This is a genomic window from Polyangium jinanense (genome assembly GCF_028435365.1).
This window is the reverse complement of the sequence record NZ_JAGTJJ010000017.1, coordinates 130,334-149,208: the sequence shown is the minus strand read 5'-3', so window position 1 is coordinate 149,208 and position 18,875 is coordinate 130,334. Positions and strand designations below refer to the sequence as shown.

The window sequence follows — 18,875 nt, the reverse complement described above, 5'->3', positions numbered from 1 at the left end:
CGCCCTGATGCACTGCCCCGAGTGCGGGACCAAGGCTAGCCCCGGCGCCGCCACCTGTGGCGGGTGCGGCTTTGCGCTGGCCACGCTCGCGTCGGCGCAGAAAGGCGCCGCCACCGCGCGCACGATGGTGGGCGTGTCGCTGTCGGACCTCGCCAAGGGCCCGAACGCGTCGATGGCGGTTGATCCCGACGCGCCGACCCTCGTGAAACCCGGCTCGAATGGCCCGGCGAGGCCCGTCGTCCCGCCGTCGCCCGAGAACCGCACGATCGTCGGCATGCCTGCCCTCGCGCCGTCCGAAGGCCGGAAGCCCGCGCCGGCGCACGCCCCCGCGCAGACGTTGCTCGGCGTCGCCGTCCCGAACGCCGCTTCGCCTTCCGCTGCGCCCGCCGTCAAGGCGCCGCCGCCTGCCGAGGGCACGTTGCTCGGCGTGGCGCGGCCGGGCATCGCGCCGCTCCGCGCGAGTGCGCCGATCGTCGACGGCGAACCTGCGGGTCGCGAGCGCGAGATGCCACACGAGCTCGGCGCGACGATCATGCCCGACGAGATGGAGCGGTACCGCGGCAAGAACCCGCGGCCGAGCTCCCGCGACAAGCTCGCGCGCAAGCGCCTCGTCTTGCCGCCCATGCAGCCGCGCGGCGGCGAGGTCGTGCGCGAGCGCGCGCGCAAGAACCGAAAGCGCGCGCTGCCGGTGATCATCACGGCGGGTTTGCTCGTGGTGTTCGCCGTCGTCTTCACGTTGCTCTACAGCAGCCCGCCTCCGCTCACGGCGCGGGTGAAGGCCACGCCCGAGGGCCGCGAGGCCGTGGAGATCGAGTGCAAGAGCTGCCCCGACGGCACGAAGGTGCAGATCGGCGCGGCGAGCGCGGACATCAAGAAACACACGGCCCTCGTGACCTTGCCCGCGCCGCTCGCGCTCGGCGAGAACCGGCTCAAGGTCTCGATCGACAGGCCGGGCAGCGGGCGCGACGAGTCCGTCGGCGTGAGCGTGCACGTGAGTTACCGGCTGCGGCCGGATCTCACGGGGCTCGCGAATGAAAAACCGTCGGTGCACGTGGCGGTCGAGGCCGTGGGCGGGACGGAGATCACGATCGACGGCAAGCCCGCGGCGGTGAAGGACGGGCCCGCGGTGCACGTGATCGACGTGGCCGCGGATTGCACGGGGCCCGCGGACGAACCCGCGACGCTCAAGCGCCGCGTGCCGTACGTGGTGCAGACGGAAGGCGGCACGCGCGAGGAGGGCGCGGTCGACGTCGCGGTGGGGATCGTGCCGCTGCACATCGACGCGCCGGGGCCGCGCGTGATCGTGGACGGCGAGACGTTCGTGCTCGCAGGGCGCACGATGAAGGGCGCGGAGGTGCTCGCGGCGGGCAAGCCGATCCAGGTGTCCGCGGACGGATCGTTCGCGCAGCGGATGAGCGTGTCGTCGGTGGGATCGACGAACATCGAGGTGCGCGCGAAGGCGCCCGGGATGGCGCCGCGGATCGTGCCGATCGCGGTGCGGCGCGTGGAGAAGCTCGCGGCCGCGGCGCACGAGTTCATGACGGACAAACCGCTCGGCTACACGGCGTTCGCCTCGACGCAGGCGAGTGACGTGGGCAAGGCCGCGGTGGTGTCGGGCGAGATCGTCGAGGCGCGGACGCAGAACCACCAGACGATCTTCTTGCTCGACGTGCCGGCGAAGGAGGGGTGTCCGAAGGGACAAGGTCCTTGCCGGGTGCGGCTCGTGCACGGCTTCCCGAACCCGGCGAAGGCGGGCGACGTGATCACGGCGTACGGTCAACTCGGAAAACCGTTCAGCGCGCCGGGTAGCAGCGTGGTGCCGGAGATCCAGGTGGCGTTCACGATGCCCGGAGAGCGGAAATGAGCATGAAGACACCGTCGCGCCTCGGGGCAGCCCTCGCCGTGGTGGCAGGGTTTTGCGCGCAGCCGGCGCCGGAGATCGCGCACGCGGAAGGCATCGACACGACGCGGCCGTACACGGTGGTCGTAGGTCCGCCGCGCGGGCACGCGCCAAGCGAGCGAGTGGACGCGCGGCGCACGGGGCAGAGTCGATCGAGGCTGCCGTTTCCGCCGGTCGACAAGTGGCGGAGGCACCTCGGCGGGACGATCGAGGTGCCGCCGGTCGTGGACGAGACGGGGCGGATCTACACGGCGCTGACGGTGCCGGAGGTGGTCGCGTATTCGCCGGACGGCAAGGAGGTGTGGCGGACGCGGCTCGGCAGCGCGCCAGCCATCGCGCCGCCCGTGCTGACGAGCGACGGGACGATCCTGCTCGTGACGAGCGCGGGCGCGGCGGTAGGCCTCGGGCGGGACGGTCGGGTGCAGTTCGCGACGCCGCTCGGGCAACGAGGCCGCGATCTCGACGTGGCGCCGCTCGCGCGTTCGGACGGAAGCGTGGTCGTCGGGGGACGGGCACTCGTGGAGCTCGACGCGAACGGCGGGGTGCGGGCGCGGGCAAGCTTGCCGGAGCGTGCGGTGGGGGCGCTGATCGAGGGTCCAGAAGGGACGATCGCAACGGGCGAGGCCGGCGGTGTCTACGTGTTCCGGCCGCCGAACCCGCCAAAGAAGGTCGGGACGTTCGGCGGGCCGCTGCGGCGCGGAGCAGCGCTCGAAGGCGGGCGGACGCTGCTCGCAGTGGTGAACGGCAAGACCCTCGTGGGGCTCGACCTCAAGACGGGGCTCACGCACGTGCGGGCCGGCGACGTGGGGCTCGGGACGTACGACGAGCCGGTGACGATCCACCCGCGGGGGTTCGCGATGTTTTCGACGTCGACGGGACTGCTCTTCGGGGTGGACGCAGCAGGCAACGAGCGGCTGCGGATGGTGCTCGACAAGGGGGCGCAGCCGGCGGCCCCAGATCCGGCGGCGCCGGCCGGGACGGCAGCGGCGACAGGATTTTTCAACGCGCCAGCCGATGCACGGCCGAGCCCAGCGATGATCGTGGACGCAGAGGGGCGCGTGGCGTTCGCGCGGCAAAACGGGCGCGTCGGGGTGGCGCGGCCAGATGGGAACGTGGCGCTCGTGAGCGAGAAGCTATGCGCAGCGCCGGTGGCGATCCAGCCAGCAGGCGATGACAAGCTGGTGGCAGCTTGTCGGGATGGAACGATCTGGATGCTGGGGATCTGACGGCTGTCTCGTGTCGAAGCCGCTGCACTGGGGCTTTGCCCCAGGCCCCACCAGGGGCTGTCCGCCCCTGGACCCGGACCAGCGCAAGCGCTGGACTCGGGGTCGATGAACTGCGCGATGCGCAGTTCATCGAACAGGCCAGGTCAAGACCAACGAAGGCCCTGCCAACCAAGACCGCCGTGACTGGCAACGCTGTCTCTGGTCTTGCCACGGGCCTGTGGGAAGAACTGCGCATCGCGCAGTTCTTCCCCAAATGGTCCAGGGCTTGCCCTGGTTCGGGTCGAGGGGCGAACAGCCCCCGCGGGGCCCGGGGCAGAGCCCCGGCGCGACGGGACAGCGAGCGATCAGGCCAGCGGGATTCGACAGACGAACCGTGCGCCGCCGCTCTCGGCGCGCTCCAGGGACAGCGCGCCGCCGTGCCGCCGGGCGATGTCGCTCGAGATCGACAGGCCGAGGCCGGTGCCTTGGCCGCGAGGTTTTGTGGTGAAGAAGGGCTCGAAGATGCGGCAGGCGATGTCTTCGGGGACGCCTGGGCCGTTGTCGCTGACGGCGACGAGGGCTGCGCCGCCGTCGCGACGGGCCTCGATGACGATGCGCGGGGTCGGTTTGCCGGAGCGCCCGTCGCTCTCGACGGCTTGGATGGCGTTGACGAGCAGGTTCATGCAGACCTGGCTCATCTCGCCTGAGCGACAGAGGACCTCGGGCACGTCGCCGTAACGTTTTTCGACCTCGATGCCCGCGTCGCGCAGACGGCGGCCGAGCAGCACCAGGGTCTCCTCGATGCCGGCCACGAGGTCCGTGGGCACGACCTCGCCGGGTGACCGGGAAAAACTTTTCAGGTTGCCGACGATGCGGACGGCGCGATCGCTGGCGCGGCGGAGCAGGTGCGAGATGCCGACGAGGTCTTCGAGCGCGGCGTCGACGTCGAGCTCCTTCATCGTGCTTTCGAGCTCGTTTCGCCGCGCTGGCGAGAGTTCCGGCAGGGCGGCGCGGAAGGCGGCGAGGGTTTGCCCGAGCTCCGAGGACAGGCGTTCGAGGGGGGCTGCGGCGCCGGCGATGGCCGTGAGGGGGTTGTAGATCTCGTGCGCGACGCCGGCGAAGAGCTCGCCGATCGAGGCGAGACGCTCGCCCTGGACGAGCGCGGCTTGGGCGCGGCGGAGCTCGTCCAATGTCTTCGTGAGCTCGGCTGTGCGAGCTACGACGTTTTCTTCGAGACCGGCACGCTCGCGTTCGAGCTCGGCGATGGTGCCGGCGAGCCGCACACGCATCCGCTCGATGCTCTCGCCGAGGCCGACGACTTCCACGGGCCCGGTGACGGGCGGCGCTGCGGCGTCGAGTGCGCCACCGGCCACGAGATCGGCGGCGCCGGCGAGGACGGCGAGGGGGCGGCTGAGTTCACGCGCGGCGCGGGCCACGACGCCGAATGCGGCGACGACCATGGTGGCGAAGGCGGCGATGAGGGCGGCGATGGCGTCGATGTCCTGGCGGAGATCGCTGCCGACGGAGAGGGCGCGGTAGAGACCGACGGAGGAGAAGAGGGAGAGCGTGGTGGTGAAGAGCAGCGGCAGGCCGAAATCGCGCAGCATGCGGCGGCGCAGGGTGATGGGCTCGGCGAGCATGGCCGCGCCCCGGCCGGTCCAGGCTCGCAGCCGTTCGAGCAGGGGCGCGACGGTGTCGAGGTCCCAGCCGCGCTGGTAGAAGGAGACGCCGAAGGCGAAGAGGATGCCGAGGCAGATCTCCATGACGGCGTCGGCGACGGACCAGGCGGCGCGGCCGGGTCGGGCGTAAAAGACGCCGATCGTGATGAAGGCCGACCAGACGGTGAAGTTCAGGTAGGAGAGGGTGTTCGGCAGGGCCTCGGCCTGGGCGATGGCGCGCTCGTGCATGGCGCGGTCGCCGTTCGGGCCCGCGGCGAGGGCGCGGGCGACGTGGCGCGTGGCGGGGCGGACGGCGAGCGTGAAGCCGATGGTGCCGACGAGGGCGAGGGCCGGGACGATTTCGAGCCAGGCTTTGAAGAGGACGGGGCTCTGCGTGCGGAGGAAGGCGACGCAGAAGAGCATGAGGGTGTGGCCGCCGACGATGCCGGCGACCATGGCGGACTCGGCGAGTTTGTCGCGGAGGTTGCGGGCGTCGGTGGGAGCGTCGGCGAACGGGTTCAAGCGGCGGTAGAAGGCGCGACGGATGCCGCCGGCCATGAGGCCGAAGCCGGCGGCGGCGAAGAGCACGCGGGAGCCGATGTGCGGGACGAGGGGGCTGACGGAGAGGGGCCAGGAGAGGGTGCGGACGAGGGCGGCGACGAAGAGGCCGCGGGATCCGCGGCGGACGAGCGCTGGGCCGGCGAGGGCGGAGAGGGAGAGGGAGACGACGCCGATGGTGATGGCGACGGGCAAGGCTGCGGAGAGGGCGTCGGGGACGACGGTCCAGACGAAGAGGAGCGCGGAGAAGGCTTCCCAGGCTGCGGCGAGGAGCTCGGCCTGGAGGTGGCTCGGGGCCTTCGGGGGGCGGACGGTCGAGGGCGGGGGGAGGGTCGCGCGCGGGGCCATGGGGCGTTCCGCGATGCTACGGGTTTTTCGGCGCGGCGGAGTTGCGCAGGCGAGCGAATCCGGGGCATAGCTCGGGATCAGGATGCGCGGCTTCCCGTTCGCTCCCGTCGTGCTCGCGCTCGGATGTGGTCCGGCGGAGCCCGCGCTCATGCCCGCGCCGCCGCCGAAGGCGCCCGTGGTCGTGGCTGCAACCGCTTCCGCGCCCGCTCCCGCGCCCGCCGCCGCTTCCGCCGCCGCTCCCGCTTCCGCCTCCGCGCCCGTGGCCGAACCCGCGCCGGCGGCTCCTTCCGGGCCGCGCCTTTATGCCGTCGAGGGCATTCCCTGGATTTACCCGACGCCCGAGAAGAAGGGCGAGCGATACCTCGGGTACATTCGGGTCGGCGAGTCGGTCGCGTTGAAAAAGCCCGAACCCGTGCGCGGGGCCGGGTGCGCGCGGGGGTTCTGGGCGATCGAGCCGCGCGGGTACGTCTGCAACGACCCGCTCGTCTCGCGCGAGCCGCTGCCCGAGGTCCGGCCCGCGTTCGACGCGACGTTGCCCGCGGCGGGACCCTTCCCCTACAAATACGCCATCTCCAATGGCGCGCCGATGTACAACCGCGTGCCCACGCCGCGCGAGCAGGCGCGCATCGAAAGGCTCCTCGGGCCCGCCGGCAAGTTCGAGCCGCTGTCGAAATTCCTCTCCGCGCACGAAGACCTCGCCCAGACCGAGCCGATCACGCCGACCGACCCGCTGCCCGCGTTCCTCGAAGGTGGCAAAATGGTGCGTCCCGGGCGATTCGATCTCGTGCGGCAAAACATCCCGCATGGGTCGATGCTCTCGTACACGAAGGCGTTTTCCGCCGAGGGACGCACGTTCCTGCTCTCGGTGGACCTCACGGTCGTGCCCGCCGACCGCGTGCGCTCGTTCCGACCGAGCTCGTTCCACGGCGTTCGCCTCGGGGACGACGTCGCCTTGCCCCTCGCCTGGTTCCGCAAATCACCACGCGCGAAATGGCGCAGGCTCGACGGCGGCGCGATGGAGCGCACCGGCACGTCGTTCCCGGCGCGCTCGTATGCGATGCTCACGGGCCATACGGCCGAGGTCGCGGGGGCCACGTACCTCGAAACGAAGGAGCGCGAGGGCGGGCAGCCGGTGTGGGTGGAGCAATCCGATGCGACGGTCGTCGAGCCGCGGCAAAAGCTGCCGTTTGGCGTGCGCGAAGGGACGAAGTGGGTGCACGTGCGGATCACGCAAGGCACGCTCGTCGCGTACGAGGGGCTCAAACCCGTGTTCGCCACGCTGATTTCGCCCGGATCCGGCGGTGTTCCCGTGAAGGGGATCGACAACGTGAAGGCGAGCACGACACCGACCGGGACGTTTTACGTGACGTTCAAGGACAAGGCGGCCACGATGTCGCCCGAAAAAGGCGAGGATCGCTCGTTCTGGATCGCCGACGTCCCTCACACGCAGTATTTCAACCCGCCCTTCGCGCTGCACGCCGCGTACTGGCACGAGCGTTTCGGCGAGCCGACCAGCGCCGGCTGCGTGAACCTCTCGCCGATCGACGCCGAGACCCTGTTCCATTGGAGCGACCCACCCGTGCCCGCCGGCTGGCAGGGCGCGTCGGGGGCCGGCGCCCCGGAGAACGGGCCTACGACGGCGGTCGTGATTTCGAGGTAGAATCGTCACCTGCCGCCTTGCGTCGTGTGGCGACGATGGCCATCGTGGGGCCCCATGCGAACCGAGATCCGACGCAGCACCTGGGTCAAGCCACTCCTCTCCGTATTCGGCGGAACGGCCGAGCGATCGTACGTCGACATCGAAGGCGACGAGATCCACGTTCGTTTTGGCTGGCTCTTCGACGAGCGCATCCCGCTCTCGCGGGTCACCTCGGTCGAGCGCGCGCGCTGGCCGCTGCTCGGCGGGCTCGGATGGCGAACCAATTTCGTCGATACGGTCGCGGTTGTCGGGTCGTACGACGACGTGGTGCGCATTCGCCTCGCGCCGGCCCAGCCGATGCGCGTGCTCGTCCGCGTTCCGACCGAGACGCTTTATGTCTCGGTCGAGGATCCGGACGCCTTCGTGGCCGAGGTCCGGCGCCGCATCGCCTCGCGGGTGTCCTGAGATGACCTTCCCCCCGCATCACCCGTTCCGCTCCGCCGAGGCCCGCGAACGGTTCCTTGCCCGCTACGACGAGCGCGCCGCGCGCTGGCCCGTTCCCTGCGAAGGCCGCACGATCGAAACGTCCCTCGGACGGACGTTCGTCCGGGTGAGCGGGCGCGCGGGCGCCCCGCCGCTCGTGCTTTTGCACGGGATCTCCGGCAGCTCGCTGCAATGGGGGCCGAACATTGCGAAGCTCGCCGAGCGGTTCGAGGTCTTCGCCATCGACGGGATCCACGACTGCGGCCAGAGCGTCTATTCGCGGCTCGCGAAGGAGGGGTACGATTACGCGTACTGGCTCGACGAGGTCGCGACGGGCCTCGGTATCCGATCGGAGTTCGCGCTCGCGGGGCTCTCGTACGGCGGGTGGATCGCGAGCCAGTACGGGCTGCGATATCCGCGGCGGGTGCGAGGCCTCGTGCTCGTCGCGCCGGCGAACACGGTGCTGCCCATCGTGGTGAAATGGATGGCGCGCGCCATTTTGACCGCCCTGCCCATTCCGTGGCTCACGCGGAACTTCATGCAATGGATGCTCGCGGACACGGCGGCGAAGGGCGAGGAGGGCCGGAAGCTCGTCGAGGAGGTGATCGAGGACTCCTACCTGGCCGCGCGATGTTTCGCGTGGAAGCCCACGGCGCAGCCGACGGTGCTACGTGACGAGGAGCTCCAGGCGCTGCCGCGGCCGACGTTTCTGATCCTGGGGGAAAACGAGACGATTTATTCGGCGAAGGATGCGATCGCGCGGGTGAAGCGCGTCGCGCCGCACATCCAGACGGAGCTCTTGCCGAATGCGGGGCACGATCTCACGCTCGTCCAGGCGGACCGCTTCAACGCGCTCTTGCTCTCGTGGCTGGGCGAGGGCGCGACGACGGCTACCGCGACTGGATAGCCTGCGCCTGGTACGTCTGGCAGAGGAGCGCCGGCAACCCTGTGTTGCAACGAGCCTCGGCGTAGAGCTTCGCCACGAAGGACGACTGGGCGAGGCCGTGCGCGCCCAGGATCACGCCCATCAGCGCCAGACTCGTGACCCCGCGCCGAACCGCGCGCCGGAGCGCGCCGAGGGCCTGCTCTGGATTGCCCTGGACGAGCTCGACCGCGCGATCCCGGCCTCGATACGCGGCGGCGCTCCGCGCGAGGCGCGAGGCGAGGTCGTCGCCGAGGCCGAGATCGACGCGCGGAACGGCAAGGTCCACGAGCGGCGCGGGCCCGTCGTTCTCGGCCTCTAGCCCCGGCGCGAGCGCCGTCTGCGCGCGCTTCAAAGCACGAAGGTCGGCCGCGAGGACGACGAGCGTCACGAGGGCTGTCGCGAGCAGGATGAAGAGCGCCGGGATGGGCTTTTCGGTCTCCTCCAGGTGCGCCGCCGGCCAGTCGAGGGCCGCGAGCAGCGTGGCCGCGGAGAGGGCCGCCGCGAGGATCCCCCACACGGCGCGGCGATCGCTGCCCGCGACGATCGAGCCGAGGCGGGCCCGCTGGGCGCGGCGCGCGGACGAGAGGATGAGCAGGCAAACGGGCAAGAAGAGGATCGCGGAGAAGACCCCGCTCGCGGCGCCGCCGAGCGTGCCGTCGCTGGCGTGGTCGAGGCTCGCGACCATCGCGCCGGCCGCGGCGCCGGCGAGGAGCACGACCAGGACGTGATACCCGGTCCGGTCCGACGTCGGGCGGGTCTCGGCGTTGGGGGTTTCGATTTCGTACGAATATCGCCACCCGAGGCAGAGCTTTTTCAGGAGGACGCCGGTGACGGCGGCGATGAGCATGGTGCCGAGGGCGGCGAGGGGTTTGATCTCGCCGTACGTGACGCCGAGAAGCGGGTTCGAGAGCAGCCCCGCGGAGAGCCAGCCGGCGGCGGCGCCGGTGATCGCGAACGGGGGAGCGAGCCTGGGGAAGCGGGATCCGTCGGCCATCGGGTCTTCCTTGGATGGGGGGCGTGCTTCGTGAAACGCAAAAGACGCCGCCTTCCTTGGGACAACCGTCAGGCCTTGGGGTTCCTCCTCATCCACGCGACCGCGGCACGTCCTCGAACGGGACACAACGAAACATCTCGACGGCAACGGGGCCCTCGCCAGGCCTTCGCTCGATCGCCGTCGCCACGCGATGACGACCGCCCAGCGAGGTGAGCGAGAATTGCCAGCGCGAAGGGGCGTCCGGGAGCTCGGGCTCGAAGGAGATACGAATGGGGCCGGCCTCGTCGAGGTGGTAGGAAAAATGATCGAGCGGGATGGCGAGGCCCATGCCCCGCGCCTTGATGTAGGCTTCCTTGAGGGTCCAGTAATCGAAGAATCGATCCCGCTGGCGATGCGCGGGCAGCCGGCGTAGCGAGGCGGATTCGAACGGGGAGAAGAAGCGGTCGGCGATGCTGACGGTCTCGCCGCGCCGGTGGGTGTCCTCGACGTCGAGGCCGACTTCGCGGTCCTCTGCGACGAGGATCGCGACGAGGCCACGTGTGTTCGAGAGGTTGAAGCGCACCCTCGGCGCGCCGCTCGGCCCCGCGATCTCCGGGCGGCCGTGGCTGTTTCGCACGAAGACCCAATCGCGCGGGGCGACGGGCGCATACGCGCTGAGCACGGCGCGGACGAGCGCGCGCGTGACGAGGTATTCGCGTCGGCCCTCGGCGAACCGAAAACGAGCTTGCTGCCGGGCCTCGTCGGGCGACATGACGGAATGGTAGGCCGCGAGCAGGTACCAATCGTCGATCGCGTCGGGATCGACGTACCAGAGGTGCGCGGCGCCCGAGGGCAAGGAAAGAGGGCTCAAGGCGTGATCTCCGGCGTCGGGAGGATCTGTTTCACGTAAGCGTCGATCGACCGGTCGCTCCGGCGTTCGCGCGGGTATCCGAACGAGACCTCCTCGAAGCGGACGCCGTCGACGTGCACCGTCCGCCGGACGTGCAAATGGCCCTGCACCACGACGCGCGCATCGAAGCGGACGTGCCAATCCGTGGTTTTTCGCGTCCCGCACCAGGGCGAGAAGCGCGGCACGCGCGGCAGGAAGACGAGGTCCTGGCGCAGCGGGAAATGATTGATGAGCACCTTCGGCAGCGCGGGCGCTGTGCGGAGGCGCGCTTCGGTCTCGGCGACGCGCGCGTGGCACCACGCCGGCCGGCTCGGAAAGGGCGCGGGATCGAGCAGGACCTCGTCCGCCGCGGCGATGCCTTGCTCCGCGGCCCAGGCGACGGCTTCGCTCACGGGCACGTGGTCCGGGCGGAACGTGTAATCGTAGAGCAGGAACATGGGGACGATGAGGTGCGGGCCGCCCTCGCCTTCCCAGATGGGATATGGATCCTCCGGCGTGAGCACGCCGCGCTCGCGGCAGAGCTCGATGTACCGCGCATATCGGGCGGCGCCGCGGGGCTCGCCCGGCTCGTGGGGGTTGACGTACAGCTCGTGGTTTCCCGGCACCCACACGAGCTTCCGGAACCGCGGCGCCAGCGTATCCAGCACGAATCGTACGTGCTCGAACGTTTCGCCGAGATCCCCACCGAGGATGAGCCAATCGTCGGGCCGCGCGCCGAGGGACGCGACGGCGGTTCGATTGTCCGGAAATCCGACGTGCAGATCGCTGATGGCGAGGAGTTTCATGAGGTCAGACGCGCGCATTCTACACGCGGTCGTGCCGCGCGTCAGCCGTCTCCGCGGCGCCGCTCGGCTTCGATGCCCGGAGGACGAGCGCGACCGTGACGAGCGTGCCGATCGTGCTGATCGCGCCCGTCGCCCAGGGGACGTAAAACGAGAGCAAGCCGCCCGCGAGCTGGATCGCCGCGGGCCAGAGGAGCTCGAGCGTGCTGTTGATCGCGGTGACCACGAGGCAAGAGCCGATGATGAGCTGGCCCATCGCGCCCGAGGTCCAGACGTGCTCGCCGCGAGCGTAGGAGAGCACGTCGTGCAGGGCATTCAGCGCGAACGAGGCCGTGACGGTGAAGAGCAGCCGGCGGTTGAAGAGGTTCGTGAGCAGCCGCCTGCGACCAAAAAAGAGCCCGGCGAGGAACAGCGCGAGGATCACCGCGTCGAAGACGAGGACGTCGGCCCAGGACGAGGGGCGGCGCGTGTTCGCTTCGCGGATCGAGAGGGCGCCCATTGCGATGGCGCCGGTTCCGACCACGGCGCTGATGAAGAGCGTCCGCGCGCGGCGACCCACGCTGGAATCCATCTCCTTGGCCATCTTCGCGGCCCTCCGCTCGAGCCGCCGGCGTTCCTCGATTTTTTCTTCCAGCAGGGCGACGCGCGTTTCGAGCGCGGAGCGATCTCCTTCGATTCGTTCGAGCAGGGCGCGGGCGTTCGCAGGGTTTTCCAGGGCGAGCTCGCGCTCGACGAGGAGCGAGAGGCTCCGCGCGAGCCCCTCCTTGGCGCGCGTGTTGTCGGGCCATTCGCGGAGGGCTTGCAGAAAGCCGAAGCGGCATTCGCTGAGCCCGCCCAGCATTTCCGCGCTGGTGACGAGCTCAGGTCCGCCGTTACCCATGGCCTTCTCCAAGGCCGCGAGCCGCTCGCTCGCCGCATTCGCGATTCCGAGCGAGGAGCGGTGATGCAGAAAATCGGCCACGCGCTCGCGGAATGTCGCGGCGCTCGGGGGCCGCTCGTCCCGATCGCGCGACATTGCGGCATTGCAGAGCGCGACGAGCTCGTCCGGGGCCTCGGGCGGGTAGTCCTGCGGCGTCCCCGCGCTCGCCGAAAGAAGCGCGTCGTAAAGGCTCGGCCGCGCGTGCGGCGGGTTGCCCGTGAGGATCTCGTGGAGCGTCGCGCCGAGCAGATACACGTCCGTCCGCGCGTCGACCTCGTGCGGCTTTCCGCAAGCCATCTCCGGGGCCATGTACGCAGGGGTCCCGACGAGCGGCTCCGCCTCCTTGCCCGGCGTCGTGTCGATCTTCCGCGCCACCCCCCAATCGAGCAGGTACACCTCGCCGAATTCGCCGACCATCACGTTGTCGGGCTTCATGTCCCGGTGGACGATCCCGCGGGTATGGGCGAAATGCAATGCATTGCATACCTGCATCAGGATCTCGAGGTGCGCGACGAGGCGTGATTCGCCCCCGAAGCTCGCGAGCTCCCAGAACGGATGGCTCGCATCCGCGAGGAGGTCGCTCCACGACACGCCCTCAATCCGCTTGATGACCAGGATCGGCCGCCCTGTATCGTCGAGCCCGAGCGCGTGCACCGGCACGATGTTCGGGTGTTCGAGCCCCCCGGCGACCTGGCCTTCGCGAATGATCGCCAAGGACGCGCTCCGGGGCGCGTCGTCGTGCGGTATTTTTACGGCGACATGGCGATCGAGGGATCGCTGATGCGCGAGGTAGACGGCCCCCATGCCGCCTTGCCCGAGCTGCCGCACGAGGGTGAGGTCGACGCCCGGCGAGGAGAGCACGGGTGCCTTGCCCTCGATCGCGCCGGTCGAAAGCGACAGGCGCGGCAGCACTGGCGTTTCGGCGTCCGGCGGATGGCTCCGCGGCGGCGCGCCCTCGGTCGTGGTCCCGAGGGCCTCCGCCAGGTCTTCCACGCGGATCGTGTCGGAGATGGTCCATTCCATTGCGCGCCTCGAAGGATGCACCATTCCCGCCGCCCGGAGAAGTGCGGGTTCCGACTTTTCTCGTCCGCTGCGCACGAAAAATACGCTCGCCTCCGGGGCGGCATCGGCGCACATTGAACGGACGATGGACCGCACGATCCGCCGCGCACGCGCCACCTTTTTCGTCCTCGCCGCCGCTTCCGCCGCCGGTTGCAGCGATGATCCCCGCCCCGTGGTGACGCTCCCGCCGCCAGGCACGCGCGAGGAGCTCGCGGACGAAGCCGCGCTCGCGGCGCTCGCGGATTTCCGGGCATTGCCCGTCTTCGGCGAGGAGAGGTACGTCCAGACGGGGAGCCAGGATCGCCTGAGCGGCGCGCCTGCGCCGGCCGATTTCGTGGAGCGTGGAAACCGCGACATGAACCATTTCGTCTGCCGCGGCCGCGAGGCCTCCGTCAGCGAGAACCAGCTCATCCCGCCGATTTACGACGAGGCCGCGTGCCCCGAGGCGTACGTGCGGGGCGTCGTGCTCTCGCGGTTTTCGGGTTCGGGTTACCTGTCGCGGCTCTGGCTCACGGCGAGCTCGCTGCGGAACGGGCTCGTGGCGAACGACGAGGTGCTGCGGATCTGGGTCGACGACGAGGCGAACCCCGTCGTGGAGGAGCCGCTCGCCGCGGTGATCGACGGCACGGCGGGGGAGATGTTCGCGCCGCCGTTCGGTGATGGGCCGGGGAATCACCTCGCGTGGTATTATCCGGTCGTCTTCTCCAAGAAAATCGTGATAGCCCTCGATGGGCTCGGGCCGCTGGAATATTATTATCATCAGGCAGGGGCGGTCCTTTCCCCGGAGGCCGTGCCGCGCAAGGCGGCCGAGGCGCGCCTCGCCGCGCGGGACCAGGCGATTTCCGTCCTCTCGTCCACGGCGGAGGGGGTGATCCCGGGCGAGCCGCTCCTCGCGCCCAAGACCGTGACCCTGGAGCCCGGACAAACGACCACGCTGGCCGATCTTGCAGGTCCTTCCACGATTCATGCGTTTTCCATCGAGGTCGCCGAGGCGCAGCTCGCCACGCTGCGTGACGTCACGCTTTCGGTCACCTGGGATGATGATGCCGCGCCGGCCATTCTGCTGCCGTTCTCGGATCTCTTCGCCGCGACGCTGGATGCGCCGGAGAATGCGAGCCTCGCGCTTGCGGGGTCGAAGGACGGAGGCACGGCGCGTCTCGCCTTGCGGCTCCCGATGCCATTCAAGGAAAAGGCGGTCTTCGCGGCGACGAGCGCGGCCGCGGAGCAGGTCGATTTCACGCTCTCGATTCGAGGCGAAAAGGTCGTCCCGAGCGAGCCGTTCGGCCATCTCCACGCCGTCCGCAACGAGACCGTCGCGCCCGCGCCGGGGCCCGAGCATCCACTCGCGAGCGTCACGGGCCGCGGGCGCTGGGCCGGGACGTGCCTCATGCTGGAAGGCCGCGGAATCGGTGATGGCAGCCTTTTCGACGAACCGCTCAATTTCCTCGAAGGTGACGAGCGCGCCGTGCTCGACGGCGTGACGTCGGTCGTCGGAACGGGCACCGAGGATTACCTGAATGGCGCGTTCTACTTCGAATCCGGCCCTCACGCCTCGCCGTTCGCGCAATGGTGGGGCACCGAGGTCACGCCGCCCTCGGCTCGCACGAGCGCGTGCCGGTTCCACGTGCTCACGGATCGGATCGACTTCCAGAAGAGCGCGGAGATCGCGCTGGAAATTGGTCCAGGCATCCCCGAAACGCTCGACCGGTACCGGAGCGTGACGTTCCTCTATCGCTGATCAGGGCTTCATGAACCGAGGATCTTCGAGCGCCTCGGACGTGCATTCGGCAGGCGCCGTCACGGGATTGCAGCGCGCCGGCGTGCCGCCCGTGATGTCCACGTGATAGGTGGAGCCGTCGATCGGCGCGGGATAATCCGTCGTGACGAGATGCGCGGCGCCCGCGAGCGCCGCATCGCGCAACTTCGTGTCGCCGGCGAGCGCGGCGTCGAGGTCGATCTCGGCGCGCGTGCGGACCATCATGTTCGCGGCCGCGGCCTCGTCGATGAGCACCTTCGTCACCGTGGGATCGTCATAGAGCGTCCATGCGGCATGCGGATCCGTGGGCACCGTCCGGGTGAAGAGGAGCCGGCCTGCGAGGCTCGTTCCCTCGCGGGAATACGCCTTGCCAAACCCGTCGGTCAGGTTGTACATCGTGAAGATCACGCGGCCGCGCAGCTTGCCGAGCGTGGGCCAGCCCTCGGTCTTCACGGCCTCGCCGAGCGTCGCGTAATCGCCCTGCACCTCGTCGGGCGTCACGACGCGATCTTCCGGCCAAACCCCGAGGAGCTTCTCGTGCAGGGTGCCGAAATAAGCCTCGATCGCGTTCGCGCCGGGCGCGAGGTCCTTGATGTCGAGCATGATCGTGAGCGGTAGGTGGGCCGGGTGGGCGTCCGACCAGCGCTTCACGATGCCGAGGCACGCGCCGAGCGTGGCGCACGTGCTGCCTTCGTCGAGGAAAGGCACGTGCGCGACCTTGTAATCCCCGAGCGCCTCGTCGTACCGGAGGTCGAGCTCGATGCAGCGCACGCCCTGCTCGGAGAGCTGCACGTCGAGCGGCGCGTGATCGACGGCGTACGCGGCGCCCGTGAGATCGGGGTTCGCCACGTGGAAGCTGTTGTGCGTGGCCTTGGCCTGCACGTGGTGGAGGCGCAGGACGTCGTCGAGCGGATACACGAACGAGGGTTTGGTCGTGCCAGGAGCGCTGCCTTCGTCGGTGTCACTGCACGCGCAGAAGGAGAAGGTAAGCGTTAGCAGGGAAAAACAGAGGGCAAGGCGAGAATGCATATTCACGGCATGACAGCTCTCCTCGGGAGGACCGTCAAGGCCTGGAGAATCGGACGGCGATGGGGAAATCATCGAGCACGGCGGGGACATGCCGTGCGGACGAGCAAGAGCGCGGCCGAAAGCCAGAGGGCGCTCGATCGGCGACGAGGACGGAATGCGGGGAGGTTAGCGCCGGAGCTTTTTCGCCATCTGCTCGCCGAGCTCGCCGGCGCGGTTCGTGGCCGCTTCGACGGCGTCGATGAGCGTGCGGCGCAGGCCGCCGGCTTCGAGCGTGTGCAGTCCCGCGATGGCCGTGCCGCCGGGGCTCGTGACCATGTCCTTGAGGCGCCCTGGGTGCTCGCCCGTCTCGAGCTGGAGCTTGGCCGCGCCGTACACGGTCTGCGCCGCGAGGAGGAGCGCGGTGTCGCGGCCGAGGCCGACCTTGACGCCGCCGTCCGCGAGGGCCTCGATCATGAGCATCACGTACGCCGGGCCGCTGCCCGACAGGCCCGTGACCGCGTCGATCAGCGATTCGTCGAGCACCACGCAACGGCCGACGGCCTCGAAGAGCGCGCGGGCGACCTCGAGGTCGTCTTTCGTGGCGTGCGAGCCGGGCGCGATGGCCGTGGCGCCCGCGAGCGCGATGGCCGCGGTGTTCGGCATCGATCGAATGACCCGCGTGCGCTCGGGCAGGCGCGCCTCGATGGCCTCGATCGGCACGCCGGCGGCGACGGAGATCACGACATCGCCCTCCTTCAGCCCGGCCGCGACGGCGCCGAGGATACGGTCGACGATCTGCGGCTTCACGGCGATGACGACGACGTCGGCCCAGCGGACGAGCGCCTCGTTGTCATCCGTGGTGTCGATTCCGTACGTCTGCCGGAGCTCGTCGAGCCGCTGTTCCTTCAGATCGCTCGCCCGGATTTGAGCGGGCGTGACCATGGCCGAATGCAAGAGGCCCCGGATGAGCGCGGACGCCATGCTGCCGCCGCCCACGAACCCGATTCGCCGCTCTTCCATGCGTTTGCGCAGATCGTTCATCGCTTCCCTTCCGGCGGCGAACGGTACCAGAGCGCTACGCCAGGGGACAGCGGCATCCGGGGAGACATGCGATCGTCCCAACCGCACCGCGAGGGGTTGCGCAACTCGGTATCGCGATTCATCCGTTAGGCTCGGAATGAAGTGGAGCCTCGGCTGGTTCGCTCGCCCGGAGGTTCGAGGGGAGAATTCATGATGTCCGTCCGTTCGTCCCAGCGCGCGTCTTCATTCGTGTCTCGCTCGGCGCTCGCCCTTTTGCTCGCCACGGGATTGCTCGGGTCCACCGGCTGCGGGCACGAGGCGCACGCGACGCCGCCGCCGCCCTCTACGCAAGAGGTTGCCCAGCAAGTCTCGGCCGAGGCCGCCGCGGCCGTCACGGCAGCGCCCGCGCCCGCCGGGCCCGCGCCCGTGCCCGCGACGTTCGACGTCGCCGACCTCGCCCAGCGCGTGACGCCCATGGTCGTCAACATCACGACGACGCAGAAGGTCGCCGGCGGAGGACCGGGCTTCGGCGGCATCGATCCCTTCGAGTTTTTCTTCGGCCCGCGCGGAGGCGGCGGAGGTGAACGCGCGCCGCGCACCCCGGAGCGACAGATGGCGCGCACCGCGCTCGGCACCGGGTTCATCATCGACCCCGAGGGGTTCATCGTGACGAACGCGCACGTGATCGAGGGCGCGGACGATGTGAAGGTGCGCCTCGCGGACGAGCGCGAGTTCGCCGCCGACGTCGTCGGGCGTGATACGAAGCTCGATCTCGCGCTCTTGAAGCTTCGCGGCGCGAGCGGCCTTCCGGTCGCGGCGCTCGGATCGAGCGAGGCGCTGCGCGTCGGCGAGCACGTGCTCGCGGTCGGGAACCCCTTCGGGCTCGGGCACACGGTGACGCTCGGGATCGTGAGCGCCAAGGCGCGTTCGATCGGCGCCGGCCCGTACGACGATTTCATCCAGACCGACGCGAGCATCAACCCGGGCAACAGCGGCGGTCCGCTGTTCAACTGGAAGGGCGAGGTGATCGGCATCAACACGGCCATCCGCGCCGGCGCGAACGGCATCGGCTTCGCGACGCCGGTCGACGCGCTGAGGGACATCCTGCCGCAGCTCCGCGAGAAGGGTCGCGTCGAGCGTGGCAAGCTCGGCCTGCTCTTCCAGCCGCTCACGGCCGATCTCGGCAAGGCGTTTGGCATGGACACGCCGAAGGGCGCGCTCGTCTCGGATCTCGAGCCGGGCGGCGCGGCGGCGCGCGCGGGCATCAAGCCCGGCGACATCGTGGTCGCAGTGAACGGCACGCCGATCCACCACGCCGAAGACCTGCCCCGCAAGGTCGCGCGGCACGCGCCGGGCACGACGATCAAAGTCTCGCTCCTCCGCTCCGGCAAGCCGCTCGAGGTAACCGCGAAACTCGATCAGCTCGGCGACGGCAACGGCGACGAGGTCGACACGAAGCCCACGCGCGGGCCGAAGGCGCCGGCCACGGCGAACAAGTTCGGCTTCCAGTTCTCGGATCTCGCGGGCGGCGGCGTGCGCGTCGACCGGGTCACGGAGGCCGAGAGCGAGCTCTCGCCGGGCGACGTGCTCCTCGAGGTCAACGGCGCGCCGGTGCGCGACGCCAAGGCGCTCGAAGCCGCGCTCGGCAAGATGAAGCCCGGCACCGTGGCGGCGTTCAAGGTTCGCCGCGGCAAGATCACGCGGTTCGCCGCGCTCCCCATCAAGTGAT

At 69.9% G+C, this 18,875-nt stretch carries 14 protein-coding genes; 7 read left to right on the top strand and 7 right to left on the bottom strand.

Annotated elements, in window-relative coordinates:
* Window positions 1–7 precede the first annotated feature (7 nt).
* Together KEG57_RS26160 and KEG57_RS26155 are read left to right on the top strand one after the other, a co-directional pair.
* Window positions 8–1,864 (top strand): zinc ribbon domain-containing protein, encoded by a 1,857-nt coding sequence (locus KEG57_RS26160; protein ID WP_272424599.1) that lies wholly within the window; start codon window positions 8–10, stop codon window positions 1,862–1,864.
* Window positions 1,865–1,866: 2 nt separating this feature from the next.
* A complete protein-coding gene (locus KEG57_RS26155; RefSeq protein WP_272424600.1) occupies window positions 1,867–3,126 on the top strand; it encodes an outer membrane protein assembly factor BamB family protein in 1,260 nt (419 codons plus the stop codon).
* Window positions 3,127–3,470: 344 nt separating this feature from the next.
* Here KEG57_RS26155 and KEG57_RS26150 read toward each other — a convergent pair whose 3' ends face one another.
* Complete coding sequence (locus tag KEG57_RS26150) at window positions 3,471–5,669, bottom strand: sensor histidine kinase (RefSeq protein WP_272424602.1); 2,199 nt, start codon at window positions 5,667–5,669, stop codon at window positions 3,471–3,473.
* Between the two features lie 82 nt (window positions 5,670–5,751).
* Here KEG57_RS26150 and KEG57_RS26145 point away from each other — a divergent pair, with 82 nt between their 5' ends.
* The 3 genes from KEG57_RS26145 to KEG57_RS26135 are packed head-to-tail and all read left to right on the top strand — an operon-like array spanning window position 5,752 to window position 8,698.
* The gene (locus KEG57_RS26145) at window positions 5,752–7,329 is read left to right on the top strand and encodes a L,D-transpeptidase (protein WP_272424603.1); all 1,578 of its coding nucleotides are present in this window, start codon (window positions 5,752–5,754) and stop codon (window positions 7,327–7,329) included.
* A gap of 54 nt (window positions 7,330–7,383) precedes the next feature.
* Complete coding sequence (locus KEG57_RS26140) at window positions 7,384–7,773, top strand: hypothetical protein (RefSeq protein WP_272424604.1); 390 nt, start codon at window positions 7,384–7,386, stop codon at window positions 7,771–7,773.
* 1 nt (window position 7,774) lies between these two features.
* On the top strand, window positions 7,775–8,698 hold the full coding sequence (locus KEG57_RS26135) for an alpha/beta fold hydrolase (protein ID WP_272424605.1): 924 nt from the start codon (window positions 7,775–7,777) through the stop codon (window positions 8,696–8,698).
* Here the strand turns inward: KEG57_RS26135 and KEG57_RS26130 are convergent.
* The 4 genes from KEG57_RS26130 to KEG57_RS26115 all read right to left on the bottom strand — a co-directional run bounded on the left by KEG57_RS26130 (window position 8,682) and on the right by KEG57_RS26115 (window position 13,323).
* Window positions 8,682–9,710 (bottom strand): hypothetical protein, encoded by a 1,029-nt coding sequence (locus KEG57_RS26130; protein ID WP_272458868.1) that lies wholly within the window; start codon window positions 9,708–9,710, stop codon window positions 8,682–8,684. The genes KEG57_RS26135 and KEG57_RS26130 overlap by 17 nt on opposite strands.
* An 88-nt stretch (window positions 9,711–9,798) precedes the next feature.
* Window positions 9,799–10,560, bottom strand: coding sequence for a 4'-phosphopantetheinyl transferase family protein (locus KEG57_RS26125; protein WP_272458867.1), 762 nt, complete (start codon window positions 10,558–10,560; stop codon window positions 9,799–9,801).
* On the bottom strand, window positions 10,557–11,384 hold the full coding sequence (locus tag KEG57_RS26120; protein ID WP_272424609.1) for a metallophosphoesterase family protein: 828 nt from the start codon (window positions 11,382–11,384) through the stop codon (window positions 10,557–10,559). Before KEG57_RS26120 ends, KEG57_RS26125 begins: the two co-directional genes overlap by 4 nt.
* Window positions 11,385–11,403: 19 nt before the next feature.
* Window positions 11,404–13,323 carry a serine/threonine-protein kinase gene (locus KEG57_RS26115; protein ID WP_272424611.1) on the bottom strand — a complete coding sequence of 640 codons (1,920 nt, stop codon included), beginning with the start codon at window positions 13,321–13,323 and terminating at the stop codon, window positions 11,404–11,406.
* A 124-nt stretch (window positions 13,324–13,447) separates the two neighbouring features.
* Between KEG57_RS26115 and KEG57_RS26110 the strand changes: the two genes are divergently transcribed.
* The gene (locus KEG57_RS26110; RefSeq protein ID WP_272424612.1) at window positions 13,448–15,100 is read left to right on the top strand and encodes a DUF2961 domain-containing protein; all 1,653 of its coding nucleotides are present in this window, start codon (window positions 13,448–13,450) and stop codon (window positions 15,098–15,100) included.
* On the opposite strand, the gene KEG57_RS26105 is transcribed toward KEG57_RS26110, so the two are convergent.
* Window positions 15,101–16,147, bottom strand: a complete 1,047-nt coding sequence (locus tag KEG57_RS26105; RefSeq protein WP_272424714.1) for a Ca2+-dependent phosphoinositide-specific phospholipase C — start codon at window positions 16,145–16,147, stop codon at window positions 15,101–15,103.
* Between the two features lie 165 nt (window positions 16,148–16,312).
* Entirely contained in the window at window positions 16,313–17,167 is an 855-nt protein-coding gene (gene proC, locus KEG57_RS26100; RefSeq protein ID WP_272424614.1) for a pyrroline-5-carboxylate reductase, read from the bottom strand.
* A 189-nt stretch (window positions 17,168–17,356) separates the two neighbouring features.
* On the opposite strand from proC, the gene KEG57_RS26095 reads away from it, so the two are divergent.
* Window positions 17,357–18,874: a Do family serine endopeptidase gene (locus KEG57_RS26095; protein ID WP_272424615.1), complete on the top strand. Its 1,518-nt coding sequence runs from the start codon at window positions 17,357–17,359 to the stop codon at window positions 18,872–18,874.
* Window position 18,875 lies beyond the last annotated feature (1 nt).

Excerpts from the sequence above, each read along its gene's own strand:
- KEG57_RS26145 (WP_272424603.1), top strand. The coding sequence starts at position 5,752 with ATGCGCGGCTTCCCGTTCGCTCCCGTCGTGCTCGCGCTCGGATGTGGT.
- KEG57_RS26155 (WP_272424600.1), top strand. The coding sequence starts at position 1,867 with ATGAAGACACCGTCGCGCCTCGGGGCAGCCCTCGCCGTGGTGGCAGGG.
- KEG57_RS26130 (WP_272458868.1), bottom strand. The coding sequence starts at position 9,710 with ATGGCCGACGGATCCCGCTTCCCCAGGCTCGCTCCCCCGTTCGCGATC.
- KEG57_RS26115 (WP_272424611.1), bottom strand. The coding sequence starts at position 13,323 with ATGGAATGGACCATCTCCGACACGATCCGCGTGGAAGACCTGGCGGAG.
- KEG57_RS26135 (WP_272424605.1), top strand. The coding sequence starts at position 7,775 with ATGACCTTCCCCCCGCATCACCCGTTCCGCTCCGCCGAGGCCCGCGAA.
- KEG57_RS26110 (WP_272424612.1), top strand. The coding sequence starts at position 13,448 with ATGGACCGCACGATCCGCCGCGCACGCGCCACCTTTTTCGTCCTCGCC.
- KEG57_RS26095 (WP_272424615.1), top strand. The coding sequence starts at position 17,357 with ATGATGTCCGTCCGTTCGTCCCAGCGCGCGTCTTCATTCGTGTCTCGC.
- KEG57_RS26150 (WP_272424602.1), bottom strand. The coding sequence starts at position 5,669 with ATGGCCCCGCGCGCGACCCTCCCCCCGCCCTCGACCGTCCGCCCCCCG.
- KEG57_RS26140 (WP_272424604.1), top strand. The coding sequence starts at position 7,384 with ATGCGAACCGAGATCCGACGCAGCACCTGGGTCAAGCCACTCCTCTCC.
- KEG57_RS26120 (WP_272424609.1), bottom strand. The coding sequence starts at position 11,384 with ATGAAACTCCTCGCCATCAGCGATCTGCACGTCGGATTTCCGGACAAT.
- KEG57_RS26105 (WP_272424714.1), bottom strand. The coding sequence starts at position 16,147 with ATGCATTCTCGCCTTGCCCTCTGTTTTTCCCTGCTAACGCTTACCTTC.
- proC (WP_272424614.1), bottom strand. The coding sequence starts at position 17,167 with ATGAACGATCTGCGCAAACGCATGGAAGAGCGGCGAATCGGGTTCGTG.
- KEG57_RS26160 (WP_272424599.1), top strand. The coding sequence starts at position 8 with ATGCACTGCCCCGAGTGCGGGACCAAGGCTAGCCCCGGCGCCGCCACC.